Origin of the sequence: Arthrobacter sp. zg-Y1143 (genome assembly GCF_030125565.1) — a bacterium.
In the GTDB taxonomy this organism is placed as follows: Bacteria; Actinomycetota; Actinomycetes; order Actinomycetales; family Micrococcaceae; genus Arthrobacter_B.
This window is the reverse complement of the sequence record NZ_JASKLW010000009.1, coordinates 178,233-203,308: the sequence shown is the minus strand read 5'-3', so window position 1 is coordinate 203,308 and position 25,076 is coordinate 178,233. Positions and strand designations below refer to the sequence as shown.

Here is a 25,076-nt window from a genome sequence, read left to right as displayed (position 1 = left end):
CCGGAGCGTAGCGCTCCGGGCCCCTGCGTCCGGGTTAGACCACCGTGATGAACCCGGCCAGCCGGATGTCATCCACGGAGCGGCCCACGTAGATGGGCACTTGGCCGGTGGGGGTGACCCAGCCGCCCGCGTTGACGTCCCAGTACTGCAGGGACTGCGGATCCAGGTCGATATTCACCGTCCCGATCCCGCCGGCCGGCAGCGAAATGCTGCCGTAGCCGGCCAGCTGCCGGGCCGGCGTCGGCACGCCGGTGGGCAGGTTCCCCACGTACACCTGCACGGTTTCCTCTCCCGGATAGGTGCCGATGTTGGTCACCTGCACCGCCACTTCGGCGTCCGGATCGTCGGCGTCCACCTCCGGCGTCGCGAACAGGTTCGCGTAGTCGAACCGGGTGTAGGAGAGCCCGTGCCCGAACGGGAACAGCGGCACCGCGCCCTGGGTGGTGTACGCCTTGTAGCCGACAAAAACGCCTTCGGCGTACGGCACCACCGGGGACACCGTGGTGAGGAAGTTGAACGGATACGGCGGGGTCACCGCAGACGCCTGCTGGTCGCTGACCGGGAACGTGACCGGCAGCTTGCCGGAGGGGTTCACATCCCCGAACAGCACGGACGCCACCGCCCGGCCCTGCGCCTGCCCGGGGTACCAAGCTTCGAGGACGGAGGGTACCGCGTCGATCCACGGCATGGTCACCGGGCCGCTGGTGGCCAGCACGACCACGGTGTTCGGGTTCGCCGCAGTGACCGCGCTGATCAGCGCGTCCTGGTTCTGCGGCAGGGTCAGGGAACCGCGGTCCGCGGCCTCGCCGGTGTAGTCCCGGGCCACGATGACGGCCACGGAATTGCGGGAAGCAACGTCCACGGCCTCCTGGATGGAGGGCTGCAGCACGCCGGCCGGCGGGGTCCAGCCCAGCCGGATCATTGCGCCCGGCTGGTCGTTCAGTCCGCCGTTGAACTGGTTCGGGGCGTCGGTGATGTATTCGATCCGGATCGGAATGCGCTGGCCTTCGGCCATGTTCACGCCGATTTCCTGCGTGGCCAGGTTGTCCGCCGGCTCGTTGATCACTTCCGCACCGTCCAGGAACAGCCGGGCGGTGCCAAGGTGGGTCAGCGAGAACGTGTAGTTCCCGGTGGCCGGCGCCACGATGGTGCCGGTCCACACCGCCGTCATGGGCGAGGCGGCCAGCTCCCCACCCACGCCGGGCACCTGGGAGGTGTTGATCTCGTCCGCGGAGATGCCGGTGCGCAGGTTCACCTGCTGTTCGGTGCGGGCCAGGGTGGGGGTTCCCTCGAAGTTGTTCAGCCCGAGCCGGTATTCGGCATTCACGTCGGTCAGCACTCCGCTGGGCAGCGGGGGCGGGCCGGGGATGGTGTCGCCCAGGCCCACCGGGTCGGTGCCGCGGGCGTATTCCACGCTTGCGTCCCCGGCCCGGGCGGTGATGCCGTCCAGGATGGTGGTCAGCCGTGCCGGGGTCGGCACGGCACCGGAGCCGCCGCCGTCGATGTACCAGTCGGCGTCGGAGCCGATCACCCCGATGGATGGAGTGCCCGCTGCCAGCGGCAGGGCGCCGTCGTTCTTCAGCAGCACCGTGCCCGCCTCGGCGACGCTCTGTGCAATGGCGTCGTGCGCGTCCAGCATGTTCGCCGGGATGGGAATATCGGTGGGCTGCGGATTCACGAAGGTGTCGATGGGCGGGTTGTCCACAATGCCCTTGGCGAACATGGTGCGCGCCACCCGGCGGGCGGCGTCGGTCACCCGCGCCTCGGACACGGTGCCGTTCTGTACCGCGGCCAGCAGGTTCGGGCCGGAGAATTCCAGCCCCGGACCGGAGACGTCCAGCCCGGCGGAGTAGTCCGCGAAGCTGTGTGCGGCGTTGAAGTCCGAGGTGACAAACCCGGCGAACCCGGTCTGCGTCTTGAGGATCTGGTTCAGCAGCTGGTCATTGCCGCAGGCGTACTCACCGTTGACCTTGTTGAAGGAGCACATGATGGAGCCGGGATCGGACTCCTCCACCATCTGCGCCCAGGGCCGGACGTAGGTTTCCTGCAGCGTCCGCTGGTCCACCAGCACGTCCACGTTTCCGCGCCGGGTCTCGAAGTTGTTGAGCATGTACTGCTTGGGAAGGGCGGAGACGGAGGCGCCCTGCTCGCCCTGCACCTGGGCGACGGCGCTGTCCCCGCTGACCAGCGGATCCTCGCCGAAGGCCTCCCAGAGCCGGCCGTTGTAGGGGGTTTTGCCCAGGTTCATGGTGGGGCCGGCAATGGTGTTGTAGCCGGTGGCGCGGGCTTCCTCCCCGGCAACGGCACCGTAGGCGCGGCCGAGGGTGGGATCGAGGGCGGATGCCAGGCTCAGCCCCACCGGGAGGGAGGTGCTGGGTTCGGTTTCCAGGGCCAGCCCGCAGCAGCCGTCCTTGCTGCGGATGGGCGGGATGCCGAACTCGGGAACCCCGGTGCCGCCGCTCTGGACCAGCAGTTCCACCTTCTGTTCCAGGGACATGGCGGCAACCACCAGAGTGGCCCGCAGGTCCGGGGAAAGGCTGGGATCGCCCCAGGGGAACTGGGAGATGTCCGGCGGGGCGGCCTGCAGGATGTCTACGCCGGTCTGCGCCGGTTCGGCGGCCACGGCGGCCACCGGCAGGAAGCTGCCCGCCATCAGCAGTCCGGCGAGCAGGGCGGTGGTTCTCTTGCGGATGCTTCTCTTGGGGATGGTTTTGCGGAAGATGTGTGGGGTTGGCCGGGACCGGGTGGCCCGGCGGCGGGGTGACTGGTTGATACTTCGCTTTGGTTCCATGGTGCTTCCCTCATACGGGCCGCGTTCACCCCCTGGGCGCGGCGGCTACCGCTGGAATCCGCCGCCACTGGCGTGCGGACAATACGCCGCCGGGGCTCCCCTGCGTCCCCCACGGGGTGCCCCGGCCGCTGACCTGCCGGCCCCGTCAGTGCGGGTGCGGCGAGTGATGGGGGAACGCTATGGAGGCGTCCGGGCAGGGTCAACCGAGATGGGCGGGGTTGGGAGCGACGCGGGCAGATTGGTGCTGCCGAGGGGGTGCGCAACCAAGGTGGACAACCAGGTTGAGCAGGGCCCGCCCTCCCCGGCAGGGGAACCACTGCCCACAGCGCGGCGGGCGGGCAGGATTTACAGGGTAATTACCGGAAGGTTCGTTCAAAGGGGTTGTCGCTGTCGCAGTCCTCGGGCAGCAGGGCCATGGAGAGCAGGTAGGCCACCTGTTCGGCGGCGCGTTCGGTTTCGTTCCAGTCCAGCGAGCGTGCGAGCATCCGGCGGATGCCCTGCCGGCTGCCGACGTGCTGGAACACCGAGGGCATGGTGGTTTCCACTCCCCCGCAGCCACGGTGGCGCAGCAGGATGTGCCCGAACTCGTGGCAGGCGGCGTGCGTGCGGTGCAGCCGGTGGTCGCCGGAGGGCAGCAGGATGATGGACTTGGCTTCCTTCTCGATCCAGAGCCCGGTGACGGACGGGATCACGGAGGAGTCAATGTCGCGCAGTTCAATGGGTTTGCCGTGCGTTTTCGTCACGGCGGCCAGCAGGTCATCGAAGGTGACGTGCTCGTCCAGCTCCAGGGCGTCGACTACTGCTTTTGAGGTTGCCCGCTTCGGCTTCCGAAAACGCATTGGCATTGCTTCCCCCTGTTGTTTCACGCGTCCGTGTTTCACAAGTGCGTCTGTGGAAAGAGACTGAACCGACTTTATCGCACGTTGGAGGTTGGGTTGGCGGGGGCGGTGGCGTGGCGAGTGGGCGGGGGCGCCTGAGGAGCGAGGGTGGTCGCTTCCCCTGAACCGGCACGATAATGGGGCATGGATAAGCGCAGGCTGCTGCTCCGGGCGGTGAAGGCGTTTCACACGGTCGTGTGGTTCACCGTTGAGGGCTGCATGCTTTACGTGCTGATCGCCGGAATCCGGAAACGCTCTGACCGCAGGGCAGGGGCCGCGGCCGCGGTGGTCGCTGCTGAGACCTTGATCTTCGCCGGCAACGGATTTCACTGCCCGCTTACGGCGGTGGCGCGGGATCTGGGAGACGAAACCGGATCGGTCACCGACATCTATCTCCCGCACCGGCTGGCCAAGAACCTTCCCGCCATCCACGTCCCACTGATCATTCTTGCGCTGGTTCTTCACGGACGGAACATTGCCGCCCGAAAGGCTGTGGAGAGGAACAACGCGCAGCCCGCCCGCGTGAGCGGTTAGGGCAGCAACAGGGCCGCGGCGAAGGCCAGGCAGCCGGCGGCGTGCCCGGCCAGGACCTGCGTGGGTGTGTGGTCGCCGAGCTTCACCCGCGACCAACCGGTGGCGGAGGCCAGCAGCAGGGCCAGCGCCGCTCCGACTGCCGGGATGGGGGCCAGCAGGGCCAGCCCGACGTAGGCGGCGACGGCGGAATGTACCGAAAGCTTCCACACCAGGTTCGCTCCCAGGCACAGCATCATGCCGATGAAGACCCCGCCAATTTCGCCGAACAATTCCGCCGGGGCGTCCAGCAGGACCAGGATCAGTGCGCCGATGCCCATGCACGCTGCAGAAGCACCCAGGATCGGAGCCCGCTGGGTGCGCACGCCGATGTGGTGGTCACTCACCTTGCCGCGGTGTTTTAGCACCAGGATCCCGGCGAACGGCAGCCCAACGGTGAACAGCGCCGCGAGGGTGCCCTGCAGCCAGGTCACGCCCGGCGTGAGCAGGGGCTGGAGCAGCAGGAGGATCCCCACCAGGACGGTCGGGGCGGTTGTTTCGGTGACGATGCGCGCCGCGCGCGTGGAGGCGGCGGAGGCTTGCGGGGTGTGCTGCTGCAGGGTGGAGGGCATCAGTCGATTCTACTGGGGCGGGGCGGCCGGGGCGTCGTGCCGCCGCCGGCCGCCGTCGTTGTTAGTCGGGCGGATCCCGGATGATCGGGCAGGTCATGCAGTGCCCGCCGCCGCGGCCGCGGCCCAGTTCGGCGCCGACGATCGGGATGACCTCGACGCCGGCGTTGTGCAGCGCTGCGTTGGTCTGGGTGTTGCGGTCATAGGTGAACACCACCCCGGGCTCGAGGGCGACGGCATTGTTCGCGCTGTCCCACTGCTGGCGTTCGGTGGCGTGGTAGTCCCCGGCGGTCTCCACCAGTCGCAGCTTTTTGTAGCCCATGGCTTCGGCGACCACGTCCACGAAGCGGCGGTCCCGGTGGTCGCGGACCTCCAGGCCGGGGGCCTTGTCCGAGGGGTGGATGGTGAAGGGGTGGATGCCGTCCACGATGGCCGGGTGGATGGTGGCCAGGTCCCGGTCCGCGAAGGTGAACACGGTGTCCAGGTGCATCGCCGAACGGAGCTTGGGCATGCCGGCGACCACGATCCGTTCCGCGGCTTCGTCCTTGAACAGGGCCTGGGCGAGCTGGGTGATGGCCTGCCGGGAGGTCCGCTCCCCCATGCCGAGCAGCACCGTGCCGTTGCCCACGGGCATGACGTCGCCGCCCTCCAGGTAGGCCTGGCTCCAGTCCTTTTCCGCGTCGCCCCACCAGATCTTCGCGCCCACGTAGTCCGGGTGGAACCGGTAGATCGCCTGCATCAGCAGGGTCTCGTCGTGCCGGGCCGGCCAGTACAGCGGGTTCAGGGTCAGCCCGGAGCCGATCCAGCAGGTGGTGTCCCGGGTGTAGAGGGTGTTGGGCAGCGGCGGCAGCAGGTATTCGGGCCGGCCGGTGGATTCGCGGACCAGAGCGACGTAGCTGCCGAGGTAGTCGTCGGGAACGTCCGACGTCGTGAGCCCGCCGATGAGGTAGCGCGCCAGTTCCGCGCCGGTGAGGGAGTCCAGGAAGGCCCGGGTGCCGGCGACCAGTCCGAGGCCGACCCGGTTGGCGATGATCTTGCGGTCCAGCAGCCAGGCCCGCGCCTCGGGCTGGTCCATGGTGGCGCCGAGCAGTTCGTGCAGTTCCACGACGTCCACGCCGCGGTCGGTCATCTGGGTGACGAAGTCGGCGTGGTCGCGCTGGGCGTTCTCCACCCACATCACGTCGTCGAAGAGCAGGTCTTCCCGATTGGTGGGGGTCAGCCGTTCGTGGGCCAGCCCGGGGGCGCAGACCAGGACCTTGCGGAGTTTGCCGACCTCCGAGTGGACGCCGTAGGTGGAGGCAGGTCCTTGTGGGGCGACGGGGGCGGGGGAAGGCATGGATGACTCCTTTATCAGCAGGCTTACATGCATCCTTGCAGACGGAGGGGCGGGGGGCCGAATTCGGGGAAATAGAGCCCCTGGGTGGCTCGTTCCATTGGTAGAGCGGCGGGGTGCCTGAGTATACGGACCCTCGCCCGCGTAGAAACTCCGAGGTGCTCAGACCGCAGAGGACGGATTCCTCATCCAGCGGTGTTAGGGAGACATTCTATGGGTGGTGAGCCTGCGGACGCGCCGATTCGGGCTGACGACAGTCACCCCAGAATGGCTCTCCAGCTTCCCCAGGAATGCATCTATTCCTGCCTCTGCAAGCTCTCCGCTCGCACCAGAGGCAGAAGACGCTACCGAAATGCCCTACCCCGAGAAGCTGAACAGAGACGCGGTGCCGAACCGTGTTTCCTGCACCTCGAGGGCCTTCTTTCCTCCGCAGACGGTAGAGCGACAGGGACCTCCAGCGCAGTTGTAAAGCCCTACGCCCTTGCAGGCACGCTTATCGCCTATAGGTAGGCGCGTCGCTAGTAATGAAATCCTAAGCGAACGCTCTTCTAAAAAGCACCGATAGTTATTCGTAGGTCAGGGGGAGCCTCTTGGCTCCCTTTTAGCGCGAGCAAACGACTAAACAGCCTTGACGGGCCGTGTACATCCCCCTTCCGCACGTCCACTGTCCGTTCTCCTATGCCCAAACTGATACTGGACATAGCCACATGCTTGCCCTTTCAAGCATCAAATGAACACCACAAGGACCATGTCCGGAATAGTTGATCTCATGATCGTCGTAACGTGCTGCTAGCTAGCAGGATGTGAGGTCAGAACAGGTAAAGCGTTCGCAGGTTGCAGTTCTTCTTGGTAACTTCATAACCGTGACTGACGATACGCAACCGACTCTTGCCGATGTAGGGTCTGCTACCCAAACTGCCTATATTACTAGTGTAGAAGATCTTGTAAGAATTTTAAGTTCAGTGACTGCTGATGGCCGTGAAATCTGGTATCGCGGCCACAAAGACCACACATGGGACCTTGAGCCGTCGGCATTCCGGAAACCCGCACACCGCGACAACGAGAGCGCGATGTTGATTCGCTTCAGACAGGAAGCTGCGGCAGCTGGTCTCCAATACGACTTTGACGAATGGGGCTGGATGACTTTTGCACAGCACCATTCCCTGCCGACTCGTTTACTCGATTGGTCCCAGAGTCCACTCGTAGCACTTTACTTCGCGTGTGAAGCGTCGCCAGATTCACAGCTGGAACCGGACGGAGAGTTTTTCTTAATCCACCCTCACGAGTTGAACCAAGAAGCTGGGGACGACGATGCCGGCCACCCGCGGCTCCTGACTGAATCAGACCAAACGCTTGAGGATTACTTGCCGGGGCGGGATCTTAGAAATAGGCGCAAGCCTAGAGCCGTTGTCGCACCTCTTCTCTTCGATCGAATTCGTTTTCAAAGTGGGATGTTCACAGTCGGACAGAGTCCGATTCAGGCAGGGCAAGAGCCTCTTCGCAACGCTCGGTCACTACAGTCGTTCCATATCCCTAGCGCGAATAAGCGCGATCTTCGTTTACAACTTGATGCTTTAGGCTTCAATGAAGTATCGATTTACCGCGACCTCGACCGAATTTCTCGAAGCATCAAAGGCAATTTCGAAAGGGGCTCGGCATGAGAATTCGTACTGAGAGAATCCCGGAGCTAACTATTTCTAAATTCAGACGGATGCAGGAGGTTATTGATGAAGATCCGCCGTACCAGCGCGAAGGCGGAATCTGGGGCGGCGATACTCGTGCTGCCCTCATCGACTCCATCATAAACGGATTTGACCTTCCCAAGTTGTACTTTGAAAAAGCGTCGGTGAGACATAAAACGCCCTCAGGGTTGACGTATCAATATGCGGTCATCGACGGAAAACAGCGCCTCGAAGCCGTGCAGAGCTTCCTGGCTGACGATCTTAGGCTCTCGCCAGATTTCAGGTTCTTTGAAGATGAAGGGGTCAAGGCCGGCGGCCTATCCCTGTCAGAGCTTAAAGAAAAGTACCCGCTCCTAGCCCAACGTTTCTTGGACTTCGAGTTGCCCGTAGTTAGTGTTTCAACAGATACTGGAGACCTGATAGAGGAACTATTCCAGCGACTCAACGCTTCTTCGTCTCTTACCGCAGCTGAACGCAGAAATGCCATTTCCGGAGCGACACGGGACGCTGCGAATGCGCTGGCTGAGCACTCGGCCCTAGTTCGATGCTCACCAATTCGGAACGCGAGATTTAAGTACCGAGAGTTGAGTGCTAAGTTTTTAGCAATTGAGCATCAAACAGCAAAAAAGGGTCGTGTTTTAGACACGAAAGCTGCCACCCTGTACGACTTATTCGTGGCAACCCATTCTACACCTGCGGCGATATCTACTACCGAAATGCACGAATACCAGCGGAAGGTTAGCGAAACTCTTGATCGGTTCGACCGTCTATTCAGCGAAAAGGACAAACTGCTCGCGTCTATCGGGACGTTCGTTGTCTATTACATCGTTCTTCGGGAAGCAAGTACAGAATCCGTGACGAACCGAGAAAAACTGATGCGTTTCGAGGAGTTGCGGCAGGAGGCAGCGAAAATGTCTGAAGACAACCCAGACTATTCCAGCCGCGGGAACGCCCGCCTCCGTGAATACAACGCTCTCGTGCAGTCCACAAACGACGGAAGGGCACTCGAAAGAAGGGCAGAAATTCTCCGCTCGTTCTTGATGAACGGTACGGAGCGAGATGCACTCGCAGGGCTGGAGAGGTTGGGTGACGTGTTCGATGTCCCAGGCGAGGGTACGGGGGATGAATAATTATTGCTAAAATGAACCTCACATAATTGGTATACGGCGTCCCCGTATCGCGCACCATAAGTCGATACGGGGACGAACTATGTAACAGGCGTTCCGACTACCTCGTGTTCAACTGGCCTGGAGTACTGCTTCATCCCTCATCCGGGCGGAGTTGAGATGTCCGGCAACTGCTGCCCCCACGGTTTTAGCCAAGAGCACCGGAACGGCGTTTCCTAGTTGGCGCATCGCTTCACCCCAGGCACCATGTAATTCATAATCATCAGGAAACGTTTGGATCCGCGCGGCTTCCCGTATCGAGTAATAGCGAACAGAGCCATCGACCCGACGTAGCATATTTTCTCCCCCTGGAACGCCGTGGCCTCCAGCTTTTAGGGCCTTACTGGGTTCATCCAGCGGGGATCCTGTGTGCCCCGGATACGCCCTAGCGCCTGGCTGATGATTATGGTTCTTCCAACCAGCCACTCCCCCGGCCAAGGGTTCGGGCATGCCATTTAGCGCATCGCGAACAGTACGCCAGGGGAGGCGCCCATTCACTTCAATTTGACCATCACGAATCTTACGGATTCGGGACTCGAAACGAGACGGAAGCAAGGGACGTTCTTTCGTCGGAACGGAATGCTCGTCCCAATAATTACCGGTCACCCACTGCGCCTCAAGTAGGGCGTCATGGCTATGTGTAGGCTGCGGGAAGGCCCATTCAGTATCGATATCAGCTCGAAAACCCACAATAAAGACTCGGTGGCGGTGTTGCGGCACTCCATAGTCTGCGGCATTCACCAGAGTATCAGCGACGTTATACGTCAAAGAATCATGTTGGCCTGCGATATGCTCTCTCTGCAGCCGCCGAAAGTGATCGAGCCAGCTTTCATTATCGTTTGCCACCAACTCGGGGTACTGCATGCGTAAGCGAATAAACTCGAAATAATCCGAGAATGCCGCTCTCTTAAGACCCCTCACATTTTCCAACAAAAACGCACGCGGTCTAAGCGTACGAACGACTTCAGCAGCCGCCGGGAACATATCTCGCTTGTCGTCGGAGGCCCTAGCCTTACCGCCCATGCTGAACGGCTGACACGGGGGCCCTCCGGTGACGAGATCCAGACCGTCCGGGACCACGCTAAAATCTACCTTGCGGACGTCGCCTTCTCTGACATCCCAGCCCTGAACAGCGCTGTGTCCCGCCTTCCGATTCTGCCTAACCGTGTCGCAGGCCCAACGATCCCACTCGACGAAAAGTTCATTCGCAAAACCCGCCGCGTGTGTACCGAGTGCCAGCCCCCCAGCACCACCGAATAGTTCAACTGCTCTCAACGACATGGGCTCCTCCGAATGGATTAGGGACGGAGACTAGCTTAACAGGCACCTCTGACTACCGGAGTGCCTGCTGACACCTGCCTCCCTACTAATGCGCGCTAGGTCACATGTGGAGGGATGGTCCCCACTGGTTCTCCCCCCCCCCCCCTTGGCTGCGATTCGACCTAAATGTGGTTCTCGATGCTTACGTTGCTACATACTGAACAGCACGGTATGTGAATGCGCATCTTCCGCCGGTGCCATACGTCACTCGGAACTTACACTGGCGGCGGCCGAGGATGCGCCACAAACATGACACATGGGTGCCCCAGTGAATGAGATTCGGTAAGGACGTTCACTTTAGATCGCTACGCATCCATCACGGAGATAGGCACCGCTAGCCACGGTGCTATAACGTAAACCTAATGACACAGAGAACGACTTCGCTTTACAGTGCTGGTGATGCACAATTCGCTGCCGACTTCAGCCTTTCAATCACCCAGGCCTTGAAAATCCAATTGACCCACGCCCTTGACCACCTGCCCCCAGCCAAGCTGACGAGGGCAAATTTGGATCTCTTGGACGATCGGGGCGGCATCTATCAGCTGATGTTGGATGGAAACTCGGTTTATATTGGCAAGTCGAAGGGCTCGCTGCCCAAAAGGCTGACAAAACATTTTTCTAAGATCTCTGGCAGAACCGCAGGGCTTCTGGATCGGATTACGTTCCGCTGCCTTTACGTAAATGAGGACTTAGATAGCATGGCTCCTGAAAAAATGCTAATACAAACTCTGAAATCGAAGGATCAAGCCCCGTGGAATCAGAACGGGTTTGGCAATAACGACCCCGGGCGAAAGCGCGATAACTCCATGGTCAAGGAGGAGCACTTTGACCGCATGTTTGGGATAAATATCGATTTGAACATCAGCCCCAAATCCAAGAAGCCGATTGAAACTCTTTACCAAACGATGACCGGGATAAAGCTAGCTCTCCCGTACACATTTCGGTTCCCCAGCAAGAGCCCCGAGGCAAAAGATCTCAGACTCATCGATGTCTCGTCCGAACGACCGGATGCACTCACAATGACAGTAGGGGAATGGATGAATTGGCTGGCACAACGGCTTCCCGCTGGTTGGATGATCACGAGTTTCCCCGGTTACATAATTTGCTATCAAGAAGCAGACCCTGAGACCTATGAGTCACGCACAGGGGTTTGGCTTTCGGAGGGCGGCGGGTTCCAGCACTTCGTCCACGTCCCCCAGTTCGATGATGATGGTCTGGTGGAAGACGAGGACAATGTGCCCGAAGATGAGGACTAGGAAGTTGTTCTTGAAACGACCAGCCTCGACGGTCATGGCTAGGACCGGCGCATTGCTTCACTCGGGTGCATCAACGTAGTGGCATCCACCGCAAGCTGTTGTGAATCGGTGATGCCGTATTTTCCTGCACATGGCTGTAATTCTCCGCGTATGAGGCGCGTATCCCCCGTTGGGCTACGGACAGCATTTACTCCGGAGGGGGGGCCACGACCACGAACGCCGTGCTGCCTGGCGCGCCTACAGACACGAGGCCGGAGTGAAGGGTGGAGTGATAGAGCGGCGGTATCCCAAATGATGCCCTGCTCGCGTACTTGAAGAAGCCTATGACGAAGGCTGCAGATATTCATGGACAAGCGGCAGGACGTTCACCTACGGTGGGCCAACGCCACGCTGGAATGGTCGCCCAACGCCGGGCTCGTCGTCCCGGGCCCTTTATAAGCCGCCGTCGGAATGAGTGGACGGCACGAATTGCCAAGGCCATTGCCCGTTAGTCAAGCAGCGTCCCTGTCCCCGCTTGACCTAGCCGGTAGGGGTTGGAAGCGCAGGGATTGCTGCTGACACATGGACGGGGTATAGGCGTGGGCCTGCGAGCTGCTCGCCGTCCAGATGGGGATACCGTCTCAGGAACAGCGAGGTACAGCGTAATAGTCATACGGCCGCAACAGGCAGCTTTCCTCAAGCGAGCCTTGAAGGGTATAAAGACCCTGCTTTGGGTTACCGAACCGGAACAGCCTGTACAGATAGTAGCTTCCTGCTTTTTCCTTGCTAAGCCTTACCTCATTATGACTGACGAAGAAGGGCCATTCCTTCGACCTGCGGGTCGTCTTGACCTCGATAAATCTTGTGGATCCGTCTGCATCATAGGATCGGATGTCGTATCCCAGGCCATCTCCCTCAGATACGGACACATGCTCAACCTTTTTCGCGAGGTCCTTGCGCCCAAGTGTCTGGAGCCGGCGCTGCTCAAACTGTACGGTCAGTTTTTCGCCAGCAAGTCCGAGAGAACGCTTCATCGCTTCGACTCTCGGGAAATCGATTCGTCCAACGGAGTGCCCGTGCAAAGTTTCCCCTGGAACTTCAACCATTGGCGGAGTTTCCTCTGCCAAGAAGTAGTCCGTTGGCCCGATATCGGGTGCATCAATCACCTTTAGCATGAGGGAGTCCAGATCATAACTGCTCTGGCGCTTCACTTGTACGGCGCTGCGCAGGGCTTCTTGAACGTTGCTTCTTGGTTTGTATCCCTCTATGTATAGGGAACCCATTTCGCGCAATATGTGACTTATGTTGCTATGTTTATACTCAATGGCCCCGGGACTCCTGCCGATCTGTTCCTGGAGTTTCCGATTAACCGCCCGTTTGCTATATACCTCCCCCTCCAGCTCAGAGCGAAGCATTCGGAAATACGCCTCAATGATCAAAGCTATCTCTGTGGCGGTCCACGATTTAACTCTTTCCCCCAGTGTCATTCACCGAGCATAGCCGGCGGATGTAACCGGCCGGGCAGAATATAGTGGCGAACCCCGTCGTCACTCGTTTCGTTCCAACGGCAGGCAGTTGCTCCCTAGCCCCTCGAATACTTGCCGTGTCCAGGCTTCCCCCAGTCAGTAAACGAGTATCAGGCCGTCCCGAACGGCCCCTTCCCCGCGAAGGCGTACTTCGCAAATCGCTCCCCTATCAGCTGGTGCGTCGCACCGTCTGGATGCAACGCGTCGGGCAGCGGGTGCTCCTCGGCGTCGGTGTGCCCATACAGCGAAAGCCCATCCAGATAGAACAGGTTCGGGTCCTCGGCCCGACGCTCCACCAGCGACGCCAGCGCCTCACGGATCACCCGCAACGTCAGCTGACCGGCAGCCACACCTTCCGGCGAGCCGGTAGCGATAAACCGTACCTGATTGGTCCCGAACGACGCCGGATCGAAAGCGCCCGGACCGGGAGTGTCCTCATGAATGCCACAGAAGATCGGCGAAACGAGCACCAGCGGCGTCTCCGGATGCCCCTCGCGGATGGTGTCCAGGAACCCGTGCACCGCCGGCACAAAGGCGCGCAGCCGCATCACGTCCCCATTCACCACGTTGATGCCCAGTTTCACGCTGATCAGGTCCGCCGGGGTATCCCGCATCAGCTGCGCGGTGAACGGATCCACCAGGGCGCTGCCGCCGAAGCCGAGGTTGTGCAGCTCGACGCCGCCGATCCGCGCCGCCACCGCAGGCCAGATGCCCGACGGCGTCGCAGCATTGGAGCCGTGGCTGATGGAACTGCCGTGATGCAGCCAGACCGGCCGCCCGGAGTCGTACGCCTCCACCGGAGCATCCGACCGCAGCTCCACCAGCTCCACCGACTCGTTGTGCGGCAGCCAGATCTCCACCACTTTCGCGCCCGCAGGCAGGGAAAACGCGCTGACGTGCGACTCCCCCTCCACCTGCCGGCTCGCCCCGGTGGACATGTTCACCTCGGTGTACGAGCCCCCGGTGAGTTCGTCGCTGTGCAGCAGCTCGCCGTCGACCAGCAGGTCAACGAATCCCCGCGGCCGGTCCGCACCCAGGTAGACCACGCGCGTGGGATGCGTGACCAGCTCGACCTGTTCCGCCGTCGTCGTAAAGACCAGCCGGACGCCGGAGGGCTGGGACTCGGCCATCAGCAGCTGCGGATCGGGGAAACGCTCCCGCACTGATGCCGGCAGCCGGTGCGGCCGGAGCCCCCGGGCGGTGGATTCGAGTTCCGCGGCGCCGCGAACGAGTGAGGGCGTAATGGCACTGGTGATCATGGGTTAAGTCATACCGCAGGCCCGGTCACTTCCGGAAAGCGCCTGCGGACACCCCTACGATTCAGCCGCGGACCGCCGGTAGCCGCTGGGCGTGAAGCCGAGTACCTCACGGAAGTCGGCGGCCAGATGGGCGTGGTCGGCGTAGCCCAGGTCGGCGGCAACATCGGCAATGGGGGTTTCGGGATGCAGCCGCAGCCGTTCCGCCGCCTCCTGCAGCCGGTAACGGCGGATCATGGCCAGCGGCGGCAGCCCGACATACCGCCGGGCGAGGCGCTGCACCGTCCGCACCGAGACGCCGAGCTGCCCGGCAAGCTGGTCCACCCGGGTGATCGACGCATCCGCCGGGATCAGGTCCTCCAGCCGGTTCGCGAGCCGCCCCTCGGCATCGGGAGCGGGAACGCGGACTTCCAGCCAACGGGCAGCCGCGGCGACGGCGGCAGCGCGGCGCACCTCAGCGACGTCAGGAACCGGTACGACGCCGGCCCCGGCACCCTCGCGGTCGGCCCCGGCCGCGTCGTCGTCGCCCTGCGGCTTACCGGCCATCGCCGCCACCACCGCGGCCAGTAAGTCCGGAGCGTCGACTTCGATCTCAGTGTCGCGGAGGCTGCCTGGATCGTCAGTGAACATCGGCACCGCAGCGGGACGCAGCAGCATGCCTACCGCCCAGCCCCGGCCCGACAGGTCGCGGAAGGACCGCCGGGTGGCAGGACCGGAAAGCGTGACCCCGTCCTTGTCCACCACAAGGTTCAACGCCGGAAAGGGCAGGACCTCCTGCCGGGACACCCGCCCCGGAGCAAGGTTCCATTCCGGAATCCACACCCAGCGGACCCGGTCCGCCAACTCTGCCGCCGGTAGGATCCGATGGAACTCCGGCAGCCGCGCCGGGTACAGGGTGCCGCGCCACTGCTCGACCATCGCCCCCCTATCCGCGCAACGAACTTCCTCACCCAGTGGCCCGGAACCTGTCGCGAATCTTCAAGCCCGGCCCCTGCCGCCCTGCCTACGCTGGCACCATGACTACAACAAACACACCGAATTCAAGCACACCGGACACCGGATCAACCGGTAAGAGCCCCGCAGGCGTCACCGGCGCCCACACCACCAACGGCATGCCGCATGGTGCCACCACCCTGACCCCGTTCCTGGCCGTACCGGACGCCCGGGCCGCGATCGACTTCTACCGGGACGTCTTCGGTGCCAGGCCCGTCGACATCACCGAGATGGGCGGGGTGGTGGTGCATGCGGACCTGGACTTCGGCACCGGGCGGCTCCAGCTGGGCGAACCGAACGCGCAGTTCGGGCTGGTCCCGATGCCGTCCGGCGACGAGGACTGCTACTCCATGGGCCTCTACTGCGCCAACGCCGACGAGACCGTGGCGAGGGCCGAGGCGGCTGGCGCGACCATCCGGGAACCGCTGAGCACCTTCGTCTCGGGAGACCGGTTCGCCAGTATCCGCGACCCGTTCGGGGTGCGCTGGTCCGTGATGAGCCGGGTGGAGGACCTCTCCGAGGAGGAAAGCGCCCGCCGGGTCGCGGAATGGGCGGCAGAGCAGTCCGGCTAGGGCCGCGCGGCTTTTAGGGGCGGGCGGTAATCAGGACCTCACAGCGAGCAGCGATTTCATCCGCTGCTCGCTGGAACCGTCGGCCTCGGCCTCGTAAACCACCAGTTGCTGCCCCGGTGCTTCTGCCACCTGGAAGGTATAGAAGGTGACGGCAATCGTGCCGGCCCGCTCGTGGTGCAGGACCTTGCCCTCCCGTGTTTTCGGCTCGACCGCGAACAGCTGCCACAACCGGTCGAACTCCGAGTCGGTCCGCAGTTCGGTGATCAGCGCGTCCCGTTCCTGCCGATCGGGGTGGAAATCCATGGTGGTGCGCAGCGCGCCGACACAGGACTCGGCCGCGCGGTTCCAGTCGGCGAAGAAGTGCCGGCCCGCCGGGTCCAGGAACGCGTTCCGGGCAAAGTTTCCGTTGTCCGCAAAGCCGCTGAAGAGCGCCTCCGCCAACGGGTTGAGCTGCGTGATGTTCAGCAGCGAATCTAGAATGAACGCGGCCGAATCCGTGGACGTTTCCAGCAGGTGTGCCAGCGAGGGATCCACCGCCCGAGGGGACGGGGTCCGCTGCGGCGAGCGCCCGGCGAGCAGGTGCAGGCGCTCGTCCTGGTGCCGGGTCATCTGCAGTGCCGCCGACAGGGCGGTGAGAACCTGCCCGGACGGGTTCTTCTCGCGGCCCTGCTCCAGGCGCAGGTAGTAGTCGGTGCTCAGCCCGGCTAGTTCGGCAACTTCTTCGCGCCGCAGCCCGGGCACCCGGCGCCGGGTGTGGCTGGCGAACGGATACAACGCTGCGTCCGCAGCGTTGCGGCGGGCCCGCAGGAACGCCCCCAGATTGTCTTCCCCCATGTCACCAGCCTATCGATTGGTGTGGAGGGTGGGTGAAGCGCACCCATGCTCGACGACGGGATTCTGCCTAGGCTCGACACCAAGACTGCCGGGATCTACCCCAATCGATCCGCAGTCCCAACGCTTCCCGGCACGAACACTAGGAGAACTACGCATGGCAACGCACGGCAGCAAGACCCAGGACCTCGACGTCGTCGGCATGTGGGTGACCGCGGACGGCTACATCCGGCAGGAACTGCTGCCCAACGGACGCTACGACGAGGCACGCGGCGACCGGGCCAGTGCCTACACCGGCAGCTACACGGTCACCGGAGCCCACCTGGACTACCGGGACGACACCGGTTTCACCGCAACGGGCGACATCCGCGACGGCGTCCTCTACCACGAGCACCTCGTGCTCTACCGGGAGACTCCGGTCCAGTAAGAGCCGGCCCTAGGAGTCCTGCCCCTCGATGCTGATCATCCAGCTCGTCCCGAACCGGTCCGTCAGCATCCCGAACAGGTCACCCCACGGCGCCCTCTCCAACGGCAGGTCCATCTGGCCGCCGTCGAGCAGCCGATCCCAGTAGCCGCGCAGTTCCTCCGCGTCGTTGCCGCTGAGTGAGATGGAGTAGCTGCTGCCCTCGTTCAGGTTCATGCCCGACGGCGTGTCCGAGGCCATCAGTACAAAGCCGTTGTCGGTGGTCAGGGAGGAGTGCATGATCTTGTTGCCCTCGGCGGGGTCCTCGGCCATGTTCATGTCGGCGAACGTGCTGGACTCCAGCGTTCCGCCGAACACGCTCTGGTAAAAGTCCATCGCCTCCCGGGCGTTGTCCCGGAAGCTGAGGTAGGGATTCATCTGGCTGGGCATAGCTGTCTCCTTGCAGGTAAGTGCGGACAGTACCCCGCCAGAGTAGGCCTCCCGCCCCGCCGGCGGAAAGGGCAAAAACCTCCTACCGTGCCTTCCGCCGGCTGAACCCGAAGGCCACCGCGGCCAGCAGCACCAGGCCCTTGATCACCTGCTGCCAGGCGGCGTCCACGGACAGAATGGACAGACCCTGGTTCAGCACGCCCATCACCAGGGCACCGATCACGGCACCCACCACGGTGCCCACGCCGCCCTGCACCGACGCTCCGCCGATGAACACGGCGGCAATCGCGTCCAGCTCGAACCCGCCGCCGGCCGATGCCACGGCGCCGCCGGCCCGCGCGGTGCTGACCACTGCGGCCAGCCCGGCTAGGAACCCCATGTTCACAAACACAAAGAAGTTCACCCACTGCGTCTTCACGCCGGACATCATGGCCGCGTTCAGGTTTCCACCCATCGCGTAGACGTGCCGGCCGAACACCGTCCGGTTCAGCAGGAACGAATAGGCGAGCACTAGCACGGCCAGGATGACCACGATGATCGGCATGCCCCGGCTGTAGGCCAGCAGGTAGCAGAGGTACATGATCGCCACCACGGCGAGCGCGATCTTGAAGATAAAGGACCCGTTGCGTTCGCGCGGCAGGTCCAGCCGGCGCAGGTCCGCCCGGCCCCGCAGCTGCTGCACCACCAGCGCCACGCACGCGAGCGCCCCGATGCCCAGCGTCACCAGGTCCGGTGTGCCGGTGGCGGGCAGCGTGCCGCTGCTGATTGCCGTATACGGGCGGGGCAGGCCGCTGATGGTGCCGCCTGTGAGCAGGATCAGGGCGGTGCCGCGGAACACCAGCATCCCGGCCAGGGTGACGATGAACGCCGGGATCCCGACGAACGCCACCCAGAACCCCTGCCAGGCACCGATCACGGCGCCGACGACGAGGGAGAGCAGCACCGCCGCCCACCAGGGCATCCCCCAGTTGTTCATGGCCAGCGCGGCAATGGCCCCGACCGTGGCCACCACTGACCCCACGGACAGGTCGATGTGCCCGGCGATAATGACAATCACCATGCCGATGGCCAGGATCAGCACATACGCGTTCTGCTGGAACAGGTTGCTGACGTTGCCCGGGTACAGCAGCCGGCCGCCGGTGAGGATCTGGAACAGCAGGATGATCACGGCCAGCGCGCCGAGGATGCCGTACGCGCGCAGGTCCACCCGGCGTCGTTTCTTGCCGGTCTTGCCGGGCTTGGGCGGCAGCGGGGCCATGGCCTGCTCTGGAGTAGTGGTGGTCACGAGGCTTGTGCTCCTTGGGTCCGGTCAGCTTGGGTCCGGTCGGCGGTCATGTGGCGCATCAGCTCCTCCTGCGTGGCCTTGGCCCGCGGCACTTCGGCGGTGAGCCGGCCCTCGGCAATGGTGTAGATGCGGTCCGCGAGCCCGATCAGTTCGGGCAGTTCACTGGAAATGACAATTACTGCCTTGCCCTGCGCCGCCATTTCGTTGATGATTCCGTAGATTTCAAACTTGGCGCCGACGTCGATCCCCCGGGTCGGTTCGTCCAGGATCAGCACTTCCGGCCCGGAGTAGATCCACTTGCTCAGCACCACCTTCTGCTGGTTGCCGCCGGAGAGGTTCTCCACCAGGGAGGAGACGCTGGGGGTGCGGATGTTCATCCGTTTGCGGTAGTCATCGGCCACCCCGTATTCGCGGTTCCGGTCGATGATGCCCAGCCTGGCCAGTTTGCCCAGCGCCGCGGCGGACACGTTCACCGTGACGCTGCCGATCAGGTTCAGCCCGTACCGTTTCCGGTCCTCGCTGACGTACGCGATGCCGTGGCCGATCGCCTCGTCCACGGTGCGGGTACGGATTTCGACGCCGTCCTTGTAGACCCGCCCGGAAATGCCGCTGCCGTAGGAGCGGCCGAAAATACTCATCGCCAGCTCGGTCCGGCCTGCTCCCATCAGCCCGGCAAACCCGACAATTTCCCCCGCCCGCACGTTGAAGGACGCCCGGTCCACCACCACCCGGTCCACGTCGATGGGGTGGTGCACCGTCCAGTCCTCCACCCGGAACTTCTCCTCCCCGATCCGGGGTTCGCGTTCCGGGAACTGGTTGTCCAGCGGCCGGCCCACCATGGCCCGGATGATCCGGGTTTCAATTTCGTCGCTGTCCTGGACCTCGAAGGTTTCAATGGTTTTCCCGTCCCGGATCACGGTGACAATGTCCGCAATGGAACGGATTTCCTTGAGCTTGTGGGAAATGATGATCGAGGTGATCCCGGTGTCGCGCAGCTGCCGGATCAGGCCGAGCAGGTGCGCGGAGTCGTCGTCGTTCAGGGCGGCGGTTGGCTCGTCCAGGATCAGGATCTTCACTTCCTTGGACAGCGCCTTGGCTATTTCCACCAGCTGCTGCTTGCCCACACCCAGTTCCACGATCTTGGTGGCCGGGTTTTCCGCCAGGCCCACCCGCCGCAGCAGCTTGGCGGCCTCCATATTGGTTTTGTTCCAGTCGATCACTCCCCCGCGCGCCACTTCGTTGCCCAGGAAAATGTTCTCCGCGATGGAGAGGTAAGGGCTCAGCGCCAGCTCCTGGTGGATGATCACAATGCCGTCATGCTCGGAGTCGTTGATCGAGCCGTAGCTGACCGGCTGGCCCTCCAGCGTGATGGTCCCGTCAAAGCTGCCGTGCGGGTACACCCCGCTGAGCACCTTCATCAGGGTGGATTTCCCGGCGCCGTTTTCGCCGCAGATCGCGTGCACACCGCCGCGTTCCACGTCCACGGAGACGCCGTCGAGCGCCCGGACCCCGCTGAATTCCTTCACAATGCCGTCCATTTGCAGGATGACGTCACTCATACGCGTTCTCGCTATCGCTTACGCGGAGCCAGGGGGTACGACGACGGCGGGAGGCGGCCGCCGTCGTCGTGCCCCTGGTCCGGGCCGGAGGAGGGACGGGATCAGTCCGGAAGGGGCGCCGGGTCAGAGGCCGGCGTCGGAAGCGGACATGAATTCCGAGTCCACCAGTTCCTCCTGGACCGTGTCCTTGGTGACGACCACCGGTTCCAGGATGTAGGTGGGAACAACTTTCACCCCGTTGTCGTAGGTGTCGGTGTCGTTGACCTCCACTTCGTTACCGGCCACGATCGCGTCCACCATGGTTTCCACCTGGGTGCCGAGTTCGCGGGTGTCCTTCCAGACGGTCATCGACTGCCGGTCCCCCTGCATGGCCTGGACGTTGGCGACGTCGGCGTCTTGGCCGGTGATCACCGGCCAGTCCGTTCCCGGTTCGTAGCCGGCGGCGTCCAGGGAGGATTCGATGCCCAGGGCGAGGCTGTCATTCGGGGAAAGCACCACGTCAACCTTCTTGTCCCCCGTGTAGAAGGACTGCAGCCGGTTGTCCATTTCCGCCTGCGCATCCGCGGACTTCCAGCCGAGGATGCCGATGGACGTCCAGTCCTCGTTGCTGGCCGGGGATTTGCCGGAGGGAACCACCAGCTGCCCGCTTTCCACGTACGGCAGCAGCACGTCCCAGGCACCGGCGAAGAAGAACGCCGCATTGTTGTCATCCGGGCTGCCGGCGAACGGTTCGAGGTTGTAGGGTCCTTCGCCGTCGGCCAGGCCCAGCTGCTCTTCGATGAACTCGCCCTGCAGCTGGCCCACCTTGTAGTTGTCGAAGGTGGCGTAGTAGTCCACCGCGTCGGTGCCGTTGATCAGGCGGTCGTACGCGATCACCTGGATGTCCTGGGACTTGGCGTCCTCGAGGGTGGGGCCGAGGACCTCGCCGTCGATGGCCGCGACCACCAGGATCTCCGCGCCGCCGGCAATCTGGTTCTGGATCTGGCTGATCTGCTGGTCGGTTTTGTCATCGGCGTACTGCAGGTCCACGGTGCAGTCCTTGGCCTCGAGTTTTTCCTTCAGACCCTCGCCGTCATTGATCCAGCGTTCCAGGCTCCGGGTGGGCATGGAGATGCCGACGTTGCAGGAAGCGGCCTCACCCTCCCCGCCCCCGTCACCCGAAGTTCCCGCCGGGGCACACGCAGCCATGCCGCTGGCAAGGCCGAAAGCGAGGAGGATAGCCGAGACATTTTTGATTCTGCTCATGCTGAAACCTTCGAAAAGGATCCCGCTGACGGAATTCGGGTACCCGGCACCTAGGGAACACGGCGGAGGGGGCCCCGGCTGGCCCGGCGGCTGGATCGAGCGGATACAACGCTGTAACGCCCGTTGAGGGCCGAGGCCGTCAACTTATTTGTAGGCGCAGACAACATATCCACCCTGCGGCGGTTACGACAAGAGAAATTGAGCAGATACCTACTCGAACGGAGCAGATTACCTACCGGTTTACTTGCACTACTCCCCGGCGGGGCGTCCCCGCACCGCCGACCACGCGCCGTCGAGCACGGTGTCTCCCACCGGTTCCCAGTCATTGGTCTCGAACAGCGACGCCACGGTGTCGCGGTTCAGGTCCGGAGCCACCCCGTCCACCTCTGCGGTGGGATAGCAGACCCACAGCACGCCGCCCGGCTCCACCGAAGCCGCCGCGGTGGCCAGTTCGTGGGCCAGGTCCGCCGCCGTGGAAACGAACAGGACAACGACGTCGGCCGGGAACCGTCCGCTGTCCTCGGCCAGGAACGCGGTGGCGGGCACAAACGCGGACAGCTCGGGGCGGCCGTGCGCACCGTAGACGGTTACGCGGGCGCCGTCAGCAATGGCGAAGGGCGAGGCGGATGATTCGGATGACATGGAGGGCTCCTGCATGAGACTGACGGTGGCGCGTCGGCACGGGGAATTCCCCAACGGGTTCTTCAGCTGAACTCCCCCGAGCCGGCTTTTGTCCATTCTTTCAGGTTTGAACGGCCGACTGTGTGCACGGGCGCCGGTGAGTGGCCACAATCTCTTTTGGGAAGCGTTCTACTGAGCAGCTCCCGGGCTTCCCCGGGCCCGCTCCCCATCTACTGAGCAGCTCCCGGGCTTCCCCGGGCGCCAATAGCCCGTTATGTGCTCAGTCGGTGCCGTGCACCTCCGGCCCTACAGCTACCCCCTCGACGGTTTGTGCCGATAGTTCTACCGGTTATTTCTATAGATGGGGAACATTTTGTATCGCACTACCGTCGGAGTTCACTGCTCCGCACTGAAAAGAAAGGCGGCTGCCGTCGCGGCAGCCGCCGTCGTAGTTCTGGCAGGATCCTCCTGCTCCGCTCCGGCTGCTGCCGACGCAGCACCGGAGCCTCGCGACGAAGCGACTGTGGTCCGGGTGATCGACGGTGACACCCTGGTGGTTGACCTCGACAACGAGGACGTCACGGTTCGGCTGCTGAACGTGGACACCCCCGAGACCAAGGACCCCAACGAGCCCGTGCAGTGCCTGGGCCCGGAGGCCACGGAGTTCCTGAAGAAGGCACTTCCGGCCGGCAGCACCGTGGAACTGGAGTACGACGTCGAGCGCGAGGACCGCTACGGACGCACCCTTGCCGGGGTGTATGACGCCAAGGACCGGCTGATGAACGCCGAAGTGGCGCGGGCGGGCCTGGGCTTCCCGGTGACCTTCGGGAAGAACGTTAAGTTCCGGCCGCCGGTGGATGAGGCGTATCAGGAGGCCCGGGAGAACAAGGTTGGCCTGTACAGCACCACTGTTGGATGCACGGTGCCCGCCATGGTCGGCGCCGCGGAGCAGGCGGTGGCCCAGGCTGCCGCTGCCGGCACCGGTTCCACTGCGGATGAGGCTGCCGCGGCCGTCGCCGTCGTGTACGCGCTGGTTCGGACCGTGGATGAAGCGGCGGACGCCGTGGAAGCCGCGCTCAAGACCGGGGACAACCTGATGTGGAAGGCACTGACCGAGGCGGAACGCACCGCACTGAAGGCGCGGTCTGCTGCGGCCAAGTCCACCATCCATACCCGGCATGACCAGCTCGTCACCCTGCAGGATCAACGGCAGGCCGCCGAAGACGAGGCAGCACGTGTAGCGGCGGAAGTCGAAGCGCAGCGGGTTGCCGCTGAGGCCGCGCAGGCTGCCCAGGCCGAAGCGGACCGGGTTGCGGCCGAGCAGGCCGAGGCCAACCGCGTTGCCGCGGCCCAGGCGGAAGCGAACCGCCAGGCCGAGGCCAACCGCCAGACCCAGCAGTATGTTGCGCCGGCCCCGCCGGTGCAGAGCAACCCGTATGCCGGTTACACCGGTCCGCGTTGCTACGCGCCCGGCGGCAAGTCCTGGCGTCCCTGCTAAACGGGTTCTGCAACAGCAACGGCTGCCGCTCGCTCGGCAGCCGTTGCTGTTGCGGGCTAGGGCGCGGTGCGGGAAACACCCTCCTGCATGGACGGATGGCTGGAGCACTCTCCGTACAGAGTCACGGCCCGGTGGCTCGGACTGGTGGCATAGTCAATCGTCAGCCCGTTCGCGCCCTGGCCGACGGCATTCCAGGCCACCCCCTCCGGATATGACGAATCCCCGAGGACGCCGCTGATCTCCATGCCCCGCCCCTCCATGTACCGGATCATTGCATCCCGATCAGCTTCAAAGTCCTCCGTCCCCGGTCCAAGGAGCTGGAGCGTTATCTGACGCGGTGAATCCTTCCAGTTTTCACTGTCGCACGGCCTCGGGATCAGGGCCTTGTCCGGTTCCGGGGGCCATGCATACCCGTATTCAGACGTCCATCCCGTGGTTGCTCCGGTGACGGCCAGGATCTCGTCCATCTGGGCTACGAACTGGTCGTACGACTCCCGGGACGTTTTGTCGGCGGAACCGGCAGGAGCATCCTCCAGCCCTTGGGCGCCAATTCCGCAGCCGGCAAGCCCGCCCGACACGACGGACAGAGCACACACCATCATCACTAGCCGCCGGGAAATCCGCATGGCTAGGGCGTGTCCCCGGAGACCTTATTCTGCATGGACGGATGGCTGGAGCACTCCCCGTACAGGCTTATCACCCGTGACTGGGAGCTCGTGCCGTAAGTAATCTCCAAGCCGTTTTCACCGAGGCCGGAAGCATCCCAGGACACACCGTCGGGATAGGAAGGGTCACCGAAGAGACCACTGACCGTCAGCCCCTTGTCCTCCATATACTGGATTATGGCGGCGCGGTCCGTCTGCGGGTCCTCCGTTCCCGGTCCGATCACCGTCAGCTGCAGCCGCTGCGGCGAGTCCTCCCAGTTCTCGGTATCACAGGCCCGCGGCACCAGGACGATATCCAGGTCAGAGTCCCACGGCTTGCCGAATTCAGTGGTCCAGCCCGTGGTCTCACCTGTCACGGCCAGGATTTCCTCCATCTGAACCACAAACTCGTCGTACGCCTGCCGGGAGGTTTTGTTCGTAGACGCTTGCGACGAATGGTTTGTGCCCTCTGCCGGATCTGCGGCATCGCCCGCGCCCGCGCAACCGCAGAGGACCGCCACCAAAAACGCAACAAGCGCAGCTGCCCGTACTTTCAGCCTGTCAGCTGGCACAGCCATATCATTCACAACTTCCCCCTTGTCGCGGACAGCCTATGGCATGTGCTGATCGCCGGACATGGGCAGAAGTA

The 25,076-nt window shown here is 63.4% G+C and carries 23 protein-coding genes; 7 read left to right on the top strand and 16 right to left on the bottom strand.

Features of this window, described 5'->3' with window-relative positions:
• Window positions 1–34: 34 nt before the first annotated feature.
• The gene (locus QNN98_RS11555; protein WP_283997244.1) at window positions 35–2,791 is read right to left on the bottom strand and encodes a beta-glucosidase; all 2,757 of its coding nucleotides are present in this window, start codon (window positions 2,789–2,791) and stop codon (window positions 35–37) included.
• A 356-nt stretch (window positions 2,792–3,147) separates the two neighbouring features.
• The gene (locus QNN98_RS11550; protein WP_283997243.1) at window positions 3,148–3,630 is read right to left on the bottom strand and encodes a hypothetical protein; all 483 of its coding nucleotides are present in this window, start codon (window positions 3,628–3,630) and stop codon (window positions 3,148–3,150) included.
• A 183-nt stretch (window positions 3,631–3,813) separates the two neighbouring features.
• Here QNN98_RS11550 and QNN98_RS11545 point away from each other — a divergent pair, with 183 nt between their 5' ends.
• A complete protein-coding gene (locus QNN98_RS11545; RefSeq protein ID WP_283997241.1) occupies window positions 3,814–4,203 on the top strand; it encodes a hypothetical protein in 390 nt (129 codons plus the stop codon).
• Here the strand turns inward: QNN98_RS11545 and QNN98_RS11540 are convergent.
• Window positions 4,200–4,811, bottom strand: coding sequence for a phosphatase PAP2 family protein (locus tag QNN98_RS11540; protein WP_283997239.1), 612 nt, complete (start codon window positions 4,809–4,811; stop codon window positions 4,200–4,202). The two genes, QNN98_RS11545 and QNN98_RS11540, sit on opposite strands and share 4 nt — an antisense overlap.
• 61 nt (window positions 4,812–4,872) lie before the next feature.
• Entirely contained in the window at window positions 4,873–6,144 is a 1,272-nt protein-coding gene (locus tag QNN98_RS11535; RefSeq protein ID WP_283997237.1) for an arginine deiminase, read from the bottom strand.
• Window positions 6,145–7,004: 860 nt separating this feature from the next.
• On the opposite strand from QNN98_RS11535, the gene QNN98_RS11530 reads away from it, so the two are divergent.
• Together QNN98_RS11530 and QNN98_RS11525 are read left to right on the top strand one after the other, a co-directional pair.
• Window positions 7,005–7,802, top strand: coding sequence for an FRG domain-containing protein (locus tag QNN98_RS11530; RefSeq protein WP_283997235.1), 798 nt, complete (start codon window positions 7,005–7,007; stop codon window positions 7,800–7,802).
• Window positions 7,799–8,953 (top strand): GmrSD restriction endonuclease domain-containing protein, encoded by a 1,155-nt coding sequence (locus QNN98_RS11525; protein WP_283997233.1) that lies wholly within the window; start codon window positions 7,799–7,801, stop codon window positions 8,951–8,953. Before QNN98_RS11530 ends, QNN98_RS11525 begins: the two co-directional genes overlap by 4 nt.
• 108 nt (window positions 8,954–9,061) lie before the next feature.
• On the opposite strand, the gene QNN98_RS11520 is transcribed toward QNN98_RS11525, so the two are convergent.
• On the bottom strand, window positions 9,062–10,270 hold the full coding sequence (locus tag QNN98_RS11520; protein WP_283997231.1) for a DNA cytosine methyltransferase: 1,209 nt from the start codon (window positions 10,268–10,270) through the stop codon (window positions 9,062–9,064).
• A gap of 401 nt (window positions 10,271–10,671) precedes the next feature.
• Between QNN98_RS11520 and QNN98_RS11515 the strand changes: the two genes are divergently transcribed.
• Window positions 10,672–11,565 (top strand): GIY-YIG nuclease family protein, encoded by an 894-nt coding sequence (locus tag QNN98_RS11515; RefSeq protein WP_283997228.1) that lies wholly within the window; start codon window positions 10,672–10,674, stop codon window positions 11,563–11,565.
• A 620-nt stretch (window positions 11,566–12,185) separates the two neighbouring features.
• Here the strand turns inward: QNN98_RS11515 and QNN98_RS11510 are convergent.
• From QNN98_RS11510 to QNN98_RS11500, 3 genes are all read right to left on the bottom strand, one after another.
• Complete coding sequence (locus QNN98_RS11510) at window positions 12,186–13,031, bottom strand: protein NO VEIN domain-containing protein (protein WP_283997226.1); 846 nt, start codon at window positions 13,029–13,031, stop codon at window positions 12,186–12,188.
• 149 nt (window positions 13,032–13,180) lie between these two features.
• On the bottom strand, window positions 13,181–14,329 hold the full coding sequence (locus QNN98_RS11505) for a GDSL-type esterase/lipase family protein (RefSeq protein WP_283997224.1): 1,149 nt from the start codon (window positions 14,327–14,329) through the stop codon (window positions 13,181–13,183).
• Between the two features lie 54 nt (window positions 14,330–14,383).
• Window positions 14,384–15,244 carry a helix-turn-helix domain-containing protein gene (locus QNN98_RS11500; RefSeq protein ID WP_283997222.1) on the bottom strand — a complete coding sequence of 287 codons (861 nt, stop codon included), beginning with the start codon at window positions 15,242–15,244 and terminating at the stop codon, window positions 14,384–14,386.
• A gap of 98 nt (window positions 15,245–15,342) precedes the next feature.
• Between QNN98_RS11500 and QNN98_RS11495 the strand changes: the two genes are divergently transcribed.
• Window positions 15,343–15,891, top strand: coding sequence for a VOC family protein (locus QNN98_RS11495; protein WP_502864710.1), 549 nt, complete (start codon window positions 15,343–15,345; stop codon window positions 15,889–15,891).
• A 30-nt stretch (window positions 15,892–15,921) separates the two neighbouring features.
• On the opposite strand, the gene QNN98_RS11490 is transcribed toward QNN98_RS11495, so the two are convergent.
• Window positions 15,922–16,725, bottom strand: a complete 804-nt coding sequence (locus QNN98_RS11490; protein WP_283997220.1) for a helix-turn-helix domain-containing protein — start codon at window positions 16,723–16,725, stop codon at window positions 15,922–15,924.
• A 154-nt stretch (window positions 16,726–16,879) separates the two neighbouring features.
• Here QNN98_RS11490 and QNN98_RS11485 point away from each other — a divergent pair, with 154 nt between their 5' ends.
• On the top strand, window positions 16,880–17,149 hold the full coding sequence (locus QNN98_RS11485) for an Atu4866 domain-containing protein (RefSeq protein ID WP_227926774.1): 270 nt from the start codon (window positions 16,880–16,882) through the stop codon (window positions 17,147–17,149).
• A gap of 9 nt (window positions 17,150–17,158) precedes the next feature.
• On the opposite strand, the gene QNN98_RS11480 is transcribed toward QNN98_RS11485, so the two are convergent.
• The 5 genes from QNN98_RS11480 to QNN98_RS11460 all read right to left on the bottom strand — a co-directional run bounded on the left by QNN98_RS11480 (window position 17,159) and on the right by QNN98_RS11460 (window position 22,306).
• Entirely contained in the window at window positions 17,159–17,575 is a 417-nt protein-coding gene (locus tag QNN98_RS11480; protein ID WP_227913429.1) for a VOC family protein, read from the bottom strand.
• 82 nt (window positions 17,576–17,657) lie between these two features.
• Complete coding sequence (mmsB, locus tag QNN98_RS11475) at window positions 17,658–18,833, bottom strand: multiple monosaccharide ABC transporter permease (protein ID WP_283997473.1); 1,176 nt, start codon at window positions 18,831–18,833, stop codon at window positions 17,658–17,660.
• Between the two features lie 23 nt (window positions 18,834–18,856).
• The gene (mmsA, locus tag QNN98_RS11470) at window positions 18,857–20,419 is read right to left on the bottom strand and encodes a multiple monosaccharide ABC transporter ATP-binding protein (protein WP_283997216.1); all 1,563 of its coding nucleotides are present in this window, start codon (window positions 20,417–20,419) and stop codon (window positions 18,857–18,859) included.
• A gap of 123 nt (window positions 20,420–20,542) precedes the next feature.
• Window positions 20,543–21,664: a multiple monosaccharide ABC transporter substrate-binding protein gene (gene chvE, locus QNN98_RS11465; protein ID WP_283997214.1), complete on the bottom strand. Its 1,122-nt coding sequence runs from the start codon at window positions 21,662–21,664 to the stop codon at window positions 20,543–20,545.
• Window positions 21,665–21,913: 249 nt separating this feature from the next.
• Window positions 21,914–22,306, bottom strand: a complete 393-nt coding sequence (locus QNN98_RS11460; RefSeq protein ID WP_227926770.1) for a hypothetical protein — start codon at window positions 22,304–22,306, stop codon at window positions 21,914–21,916.
• 352 nt (window positions 22,307–22,658) lie between these two features.
• Here QNN98_RS11460 and QNN98_RS11455 point away from each other — a divergent pair, with 352 nt between their 5' ends.
• Window positions 22,659–23,783: a thermonuclease family protein gene (locus tag QNN98_RS11455; RefSeq protein ID WP_283997211.1), complete on the top strand. Its 1,125-nt coding sequence runs from the start codon at window positions 22,659–22,661 to the stop codon at window positions 23,781–23,783.
• Between the two features lie 56 nt (window positions 23,784–23,839).
• Here the strand turns inward: QNN98_RS11455 and QNN98_RS11450 are convergent, their stop codons facing one another.
• Both QNN98_RS11450 and QNN98_RS11445 read right to left on the bottom strand, forming a co-directional pair.
• Entirely contained in the window at window positions 23,840–24,361 is a 522-nt protein-coding gene (locus QNN98_RS11450; RefSeq protein WP_227926768.1) for a hypothetical protein, read from the bottom strand.
• Between the two features lie 50 nt (window positions 24,362–24,411).
• A complete protein-coding gene (locus QNN98_RS11445; protein ID WP_283997210.1) occupies window positions 24,412–24,831 on the bottom strand; it encodes a hypothetical protein in 420 nt (139 codons plus the stop codon).
• Window positions 24,832–25,076: the final 245 nt, after the last annotated feature.

Excerpts from the sequence above, each read along its gene's own strand:
- QNN98_RS11555 (WP_283997244.1), bottom strand. The coding sequence starts at position 2,791 with ATGGAACCAAAGCGAAGTATCAACCAGTCACCCCGCCGCCGGGCCACC.
- QNN98_RS11550 (WP_283997243.1), bottom strand. The coding sequence starts at position 3,630 with ATGCGTTTTCGGAAGCCGAAGCGGGCAACCTCAAAAGCAGTAGTCGAC.
- QNN98_RS11545 (WP_283997241.1), top strand. The coding sequence starts at position 3,814 with ATGGATAAGCGCAGGCTGCTGCTCCGGGCGGTGAAGGCGTTTCACACG.
- QNN98_RS11540 (WP_283997239.1), bottom strand. The coding sequence starts at position 4,811 with ATGCCCTCCACCCTGCAGCAGCACACCCCGCAAGCCTCCGCCGCCTCC.
- QNN98_RS11535 (WP_283997237.1), bottom strand. The coding sequence starts at position 6,144 with ATGCCTTCCCCCGCCCCCGTCGCCCCACAAGGACCTGCCTCCACCTAC.
- QNN98_RS11525 (WP_283997233.1), top strand. The coding sequence starts at position 7,799 with ATGAGAATTCGTACTGAGAGAATCCCGGAGCTAACTATTTCTAAATTC.
- QNN98_RS11520 (WP_283997231.1), bottom strand. The coding sequence starts at position 10,270 with ATGTCGTTGAGAGCAGTTGAACTATTCGGTGGTGCTGGGGGGCTGGCA.
- QNN98_RS11515 (WP_283997228.1), top strand. The coding sequence starts at position 10,672 with ATGACACAGAGAACGACTTCGCTTTACAGTGCTGGTGATGCACAATTC.
- QNN98_RS11510 (WP_283997226.1), bottom strand. The coding sequence starts at position 13,031 with ATGACACTGGGGGAAAGAGTTAAATCGTGGACCGCCACAGAGATAGCT.
- QNN98_RS11505 (WP_283997224.1), bottom strand. The coding sequence starts at position 14,329 with ATGATCACCAGTGCCATTACGCCCTCACTCGTTCGCGGCGCCGCGGAA.
- QNN98_RS11500 (WP_283997222.1), bottom strand. The coding sequence starts at position 15,244 with ATGGTCGAGCAGTGGCGCGGCACCCTGTACCCGGCGCGGCTGCCGGAG.
- QNN98_RS11495 (WP_502864710.1), top strand. The coding sequence starts at position 15,343 with ATGACTACAACAAACACACCGAATTCAAGCACACCGGACACCGGATCA.
- QNN98_RS11490 (WP_283997220.1), bottom strand. The coding sequence starts at position 16,725 with ATGGGGGAAGACAATCTGGGGGCGTTCCTGCGGGCCCGCCGCAACGCT.
- QNN98_RS11485 (WP_227926774.1), top strand. The coding sequence starts at position 16,880 with ATGGCAACGCACGGCAGCAAGACCCAGGACCTCGACGTCGTCGGCATG.
- QNN98_RS11480 (WP_227913429.1), bottom strand. The coding sequence starts at position 17,575 with ATGCCCAGCCAGATGAATCCCTACCTCAGCTTCCGGGACAACGCCCGG.
- mmsB (WP_283997473.1), bottom strand. The coding sequence starts at position 18,833 with ATGGCCCCGCTGCCGCCCAAGCCCGGCAAGACCGGCAAGAAACGACGC.
- mmsA (WP_283997216.1), bottom strand. The coding sequence starts at position 20,419 with ATGAGTGACGTCATCCTGCAAATGGACGGCATTGTGAAGGAATTCAGC.
- chvE (WP_283997214.1), bottom strand. The coding sequence starts at position 21,664 with ATGAGCAGAATCAAAAATGTCTCGGCTATCCTCCTCGCTTTCGGCCTT.
- QNN98_RS11460 (WP_227926770.1), bottom strand. The coding sequence starts at position 22,306 with ATGTCATCCGAATCATCCGCCTCGCCCTTCGCCATTGCTGACGGCGCC.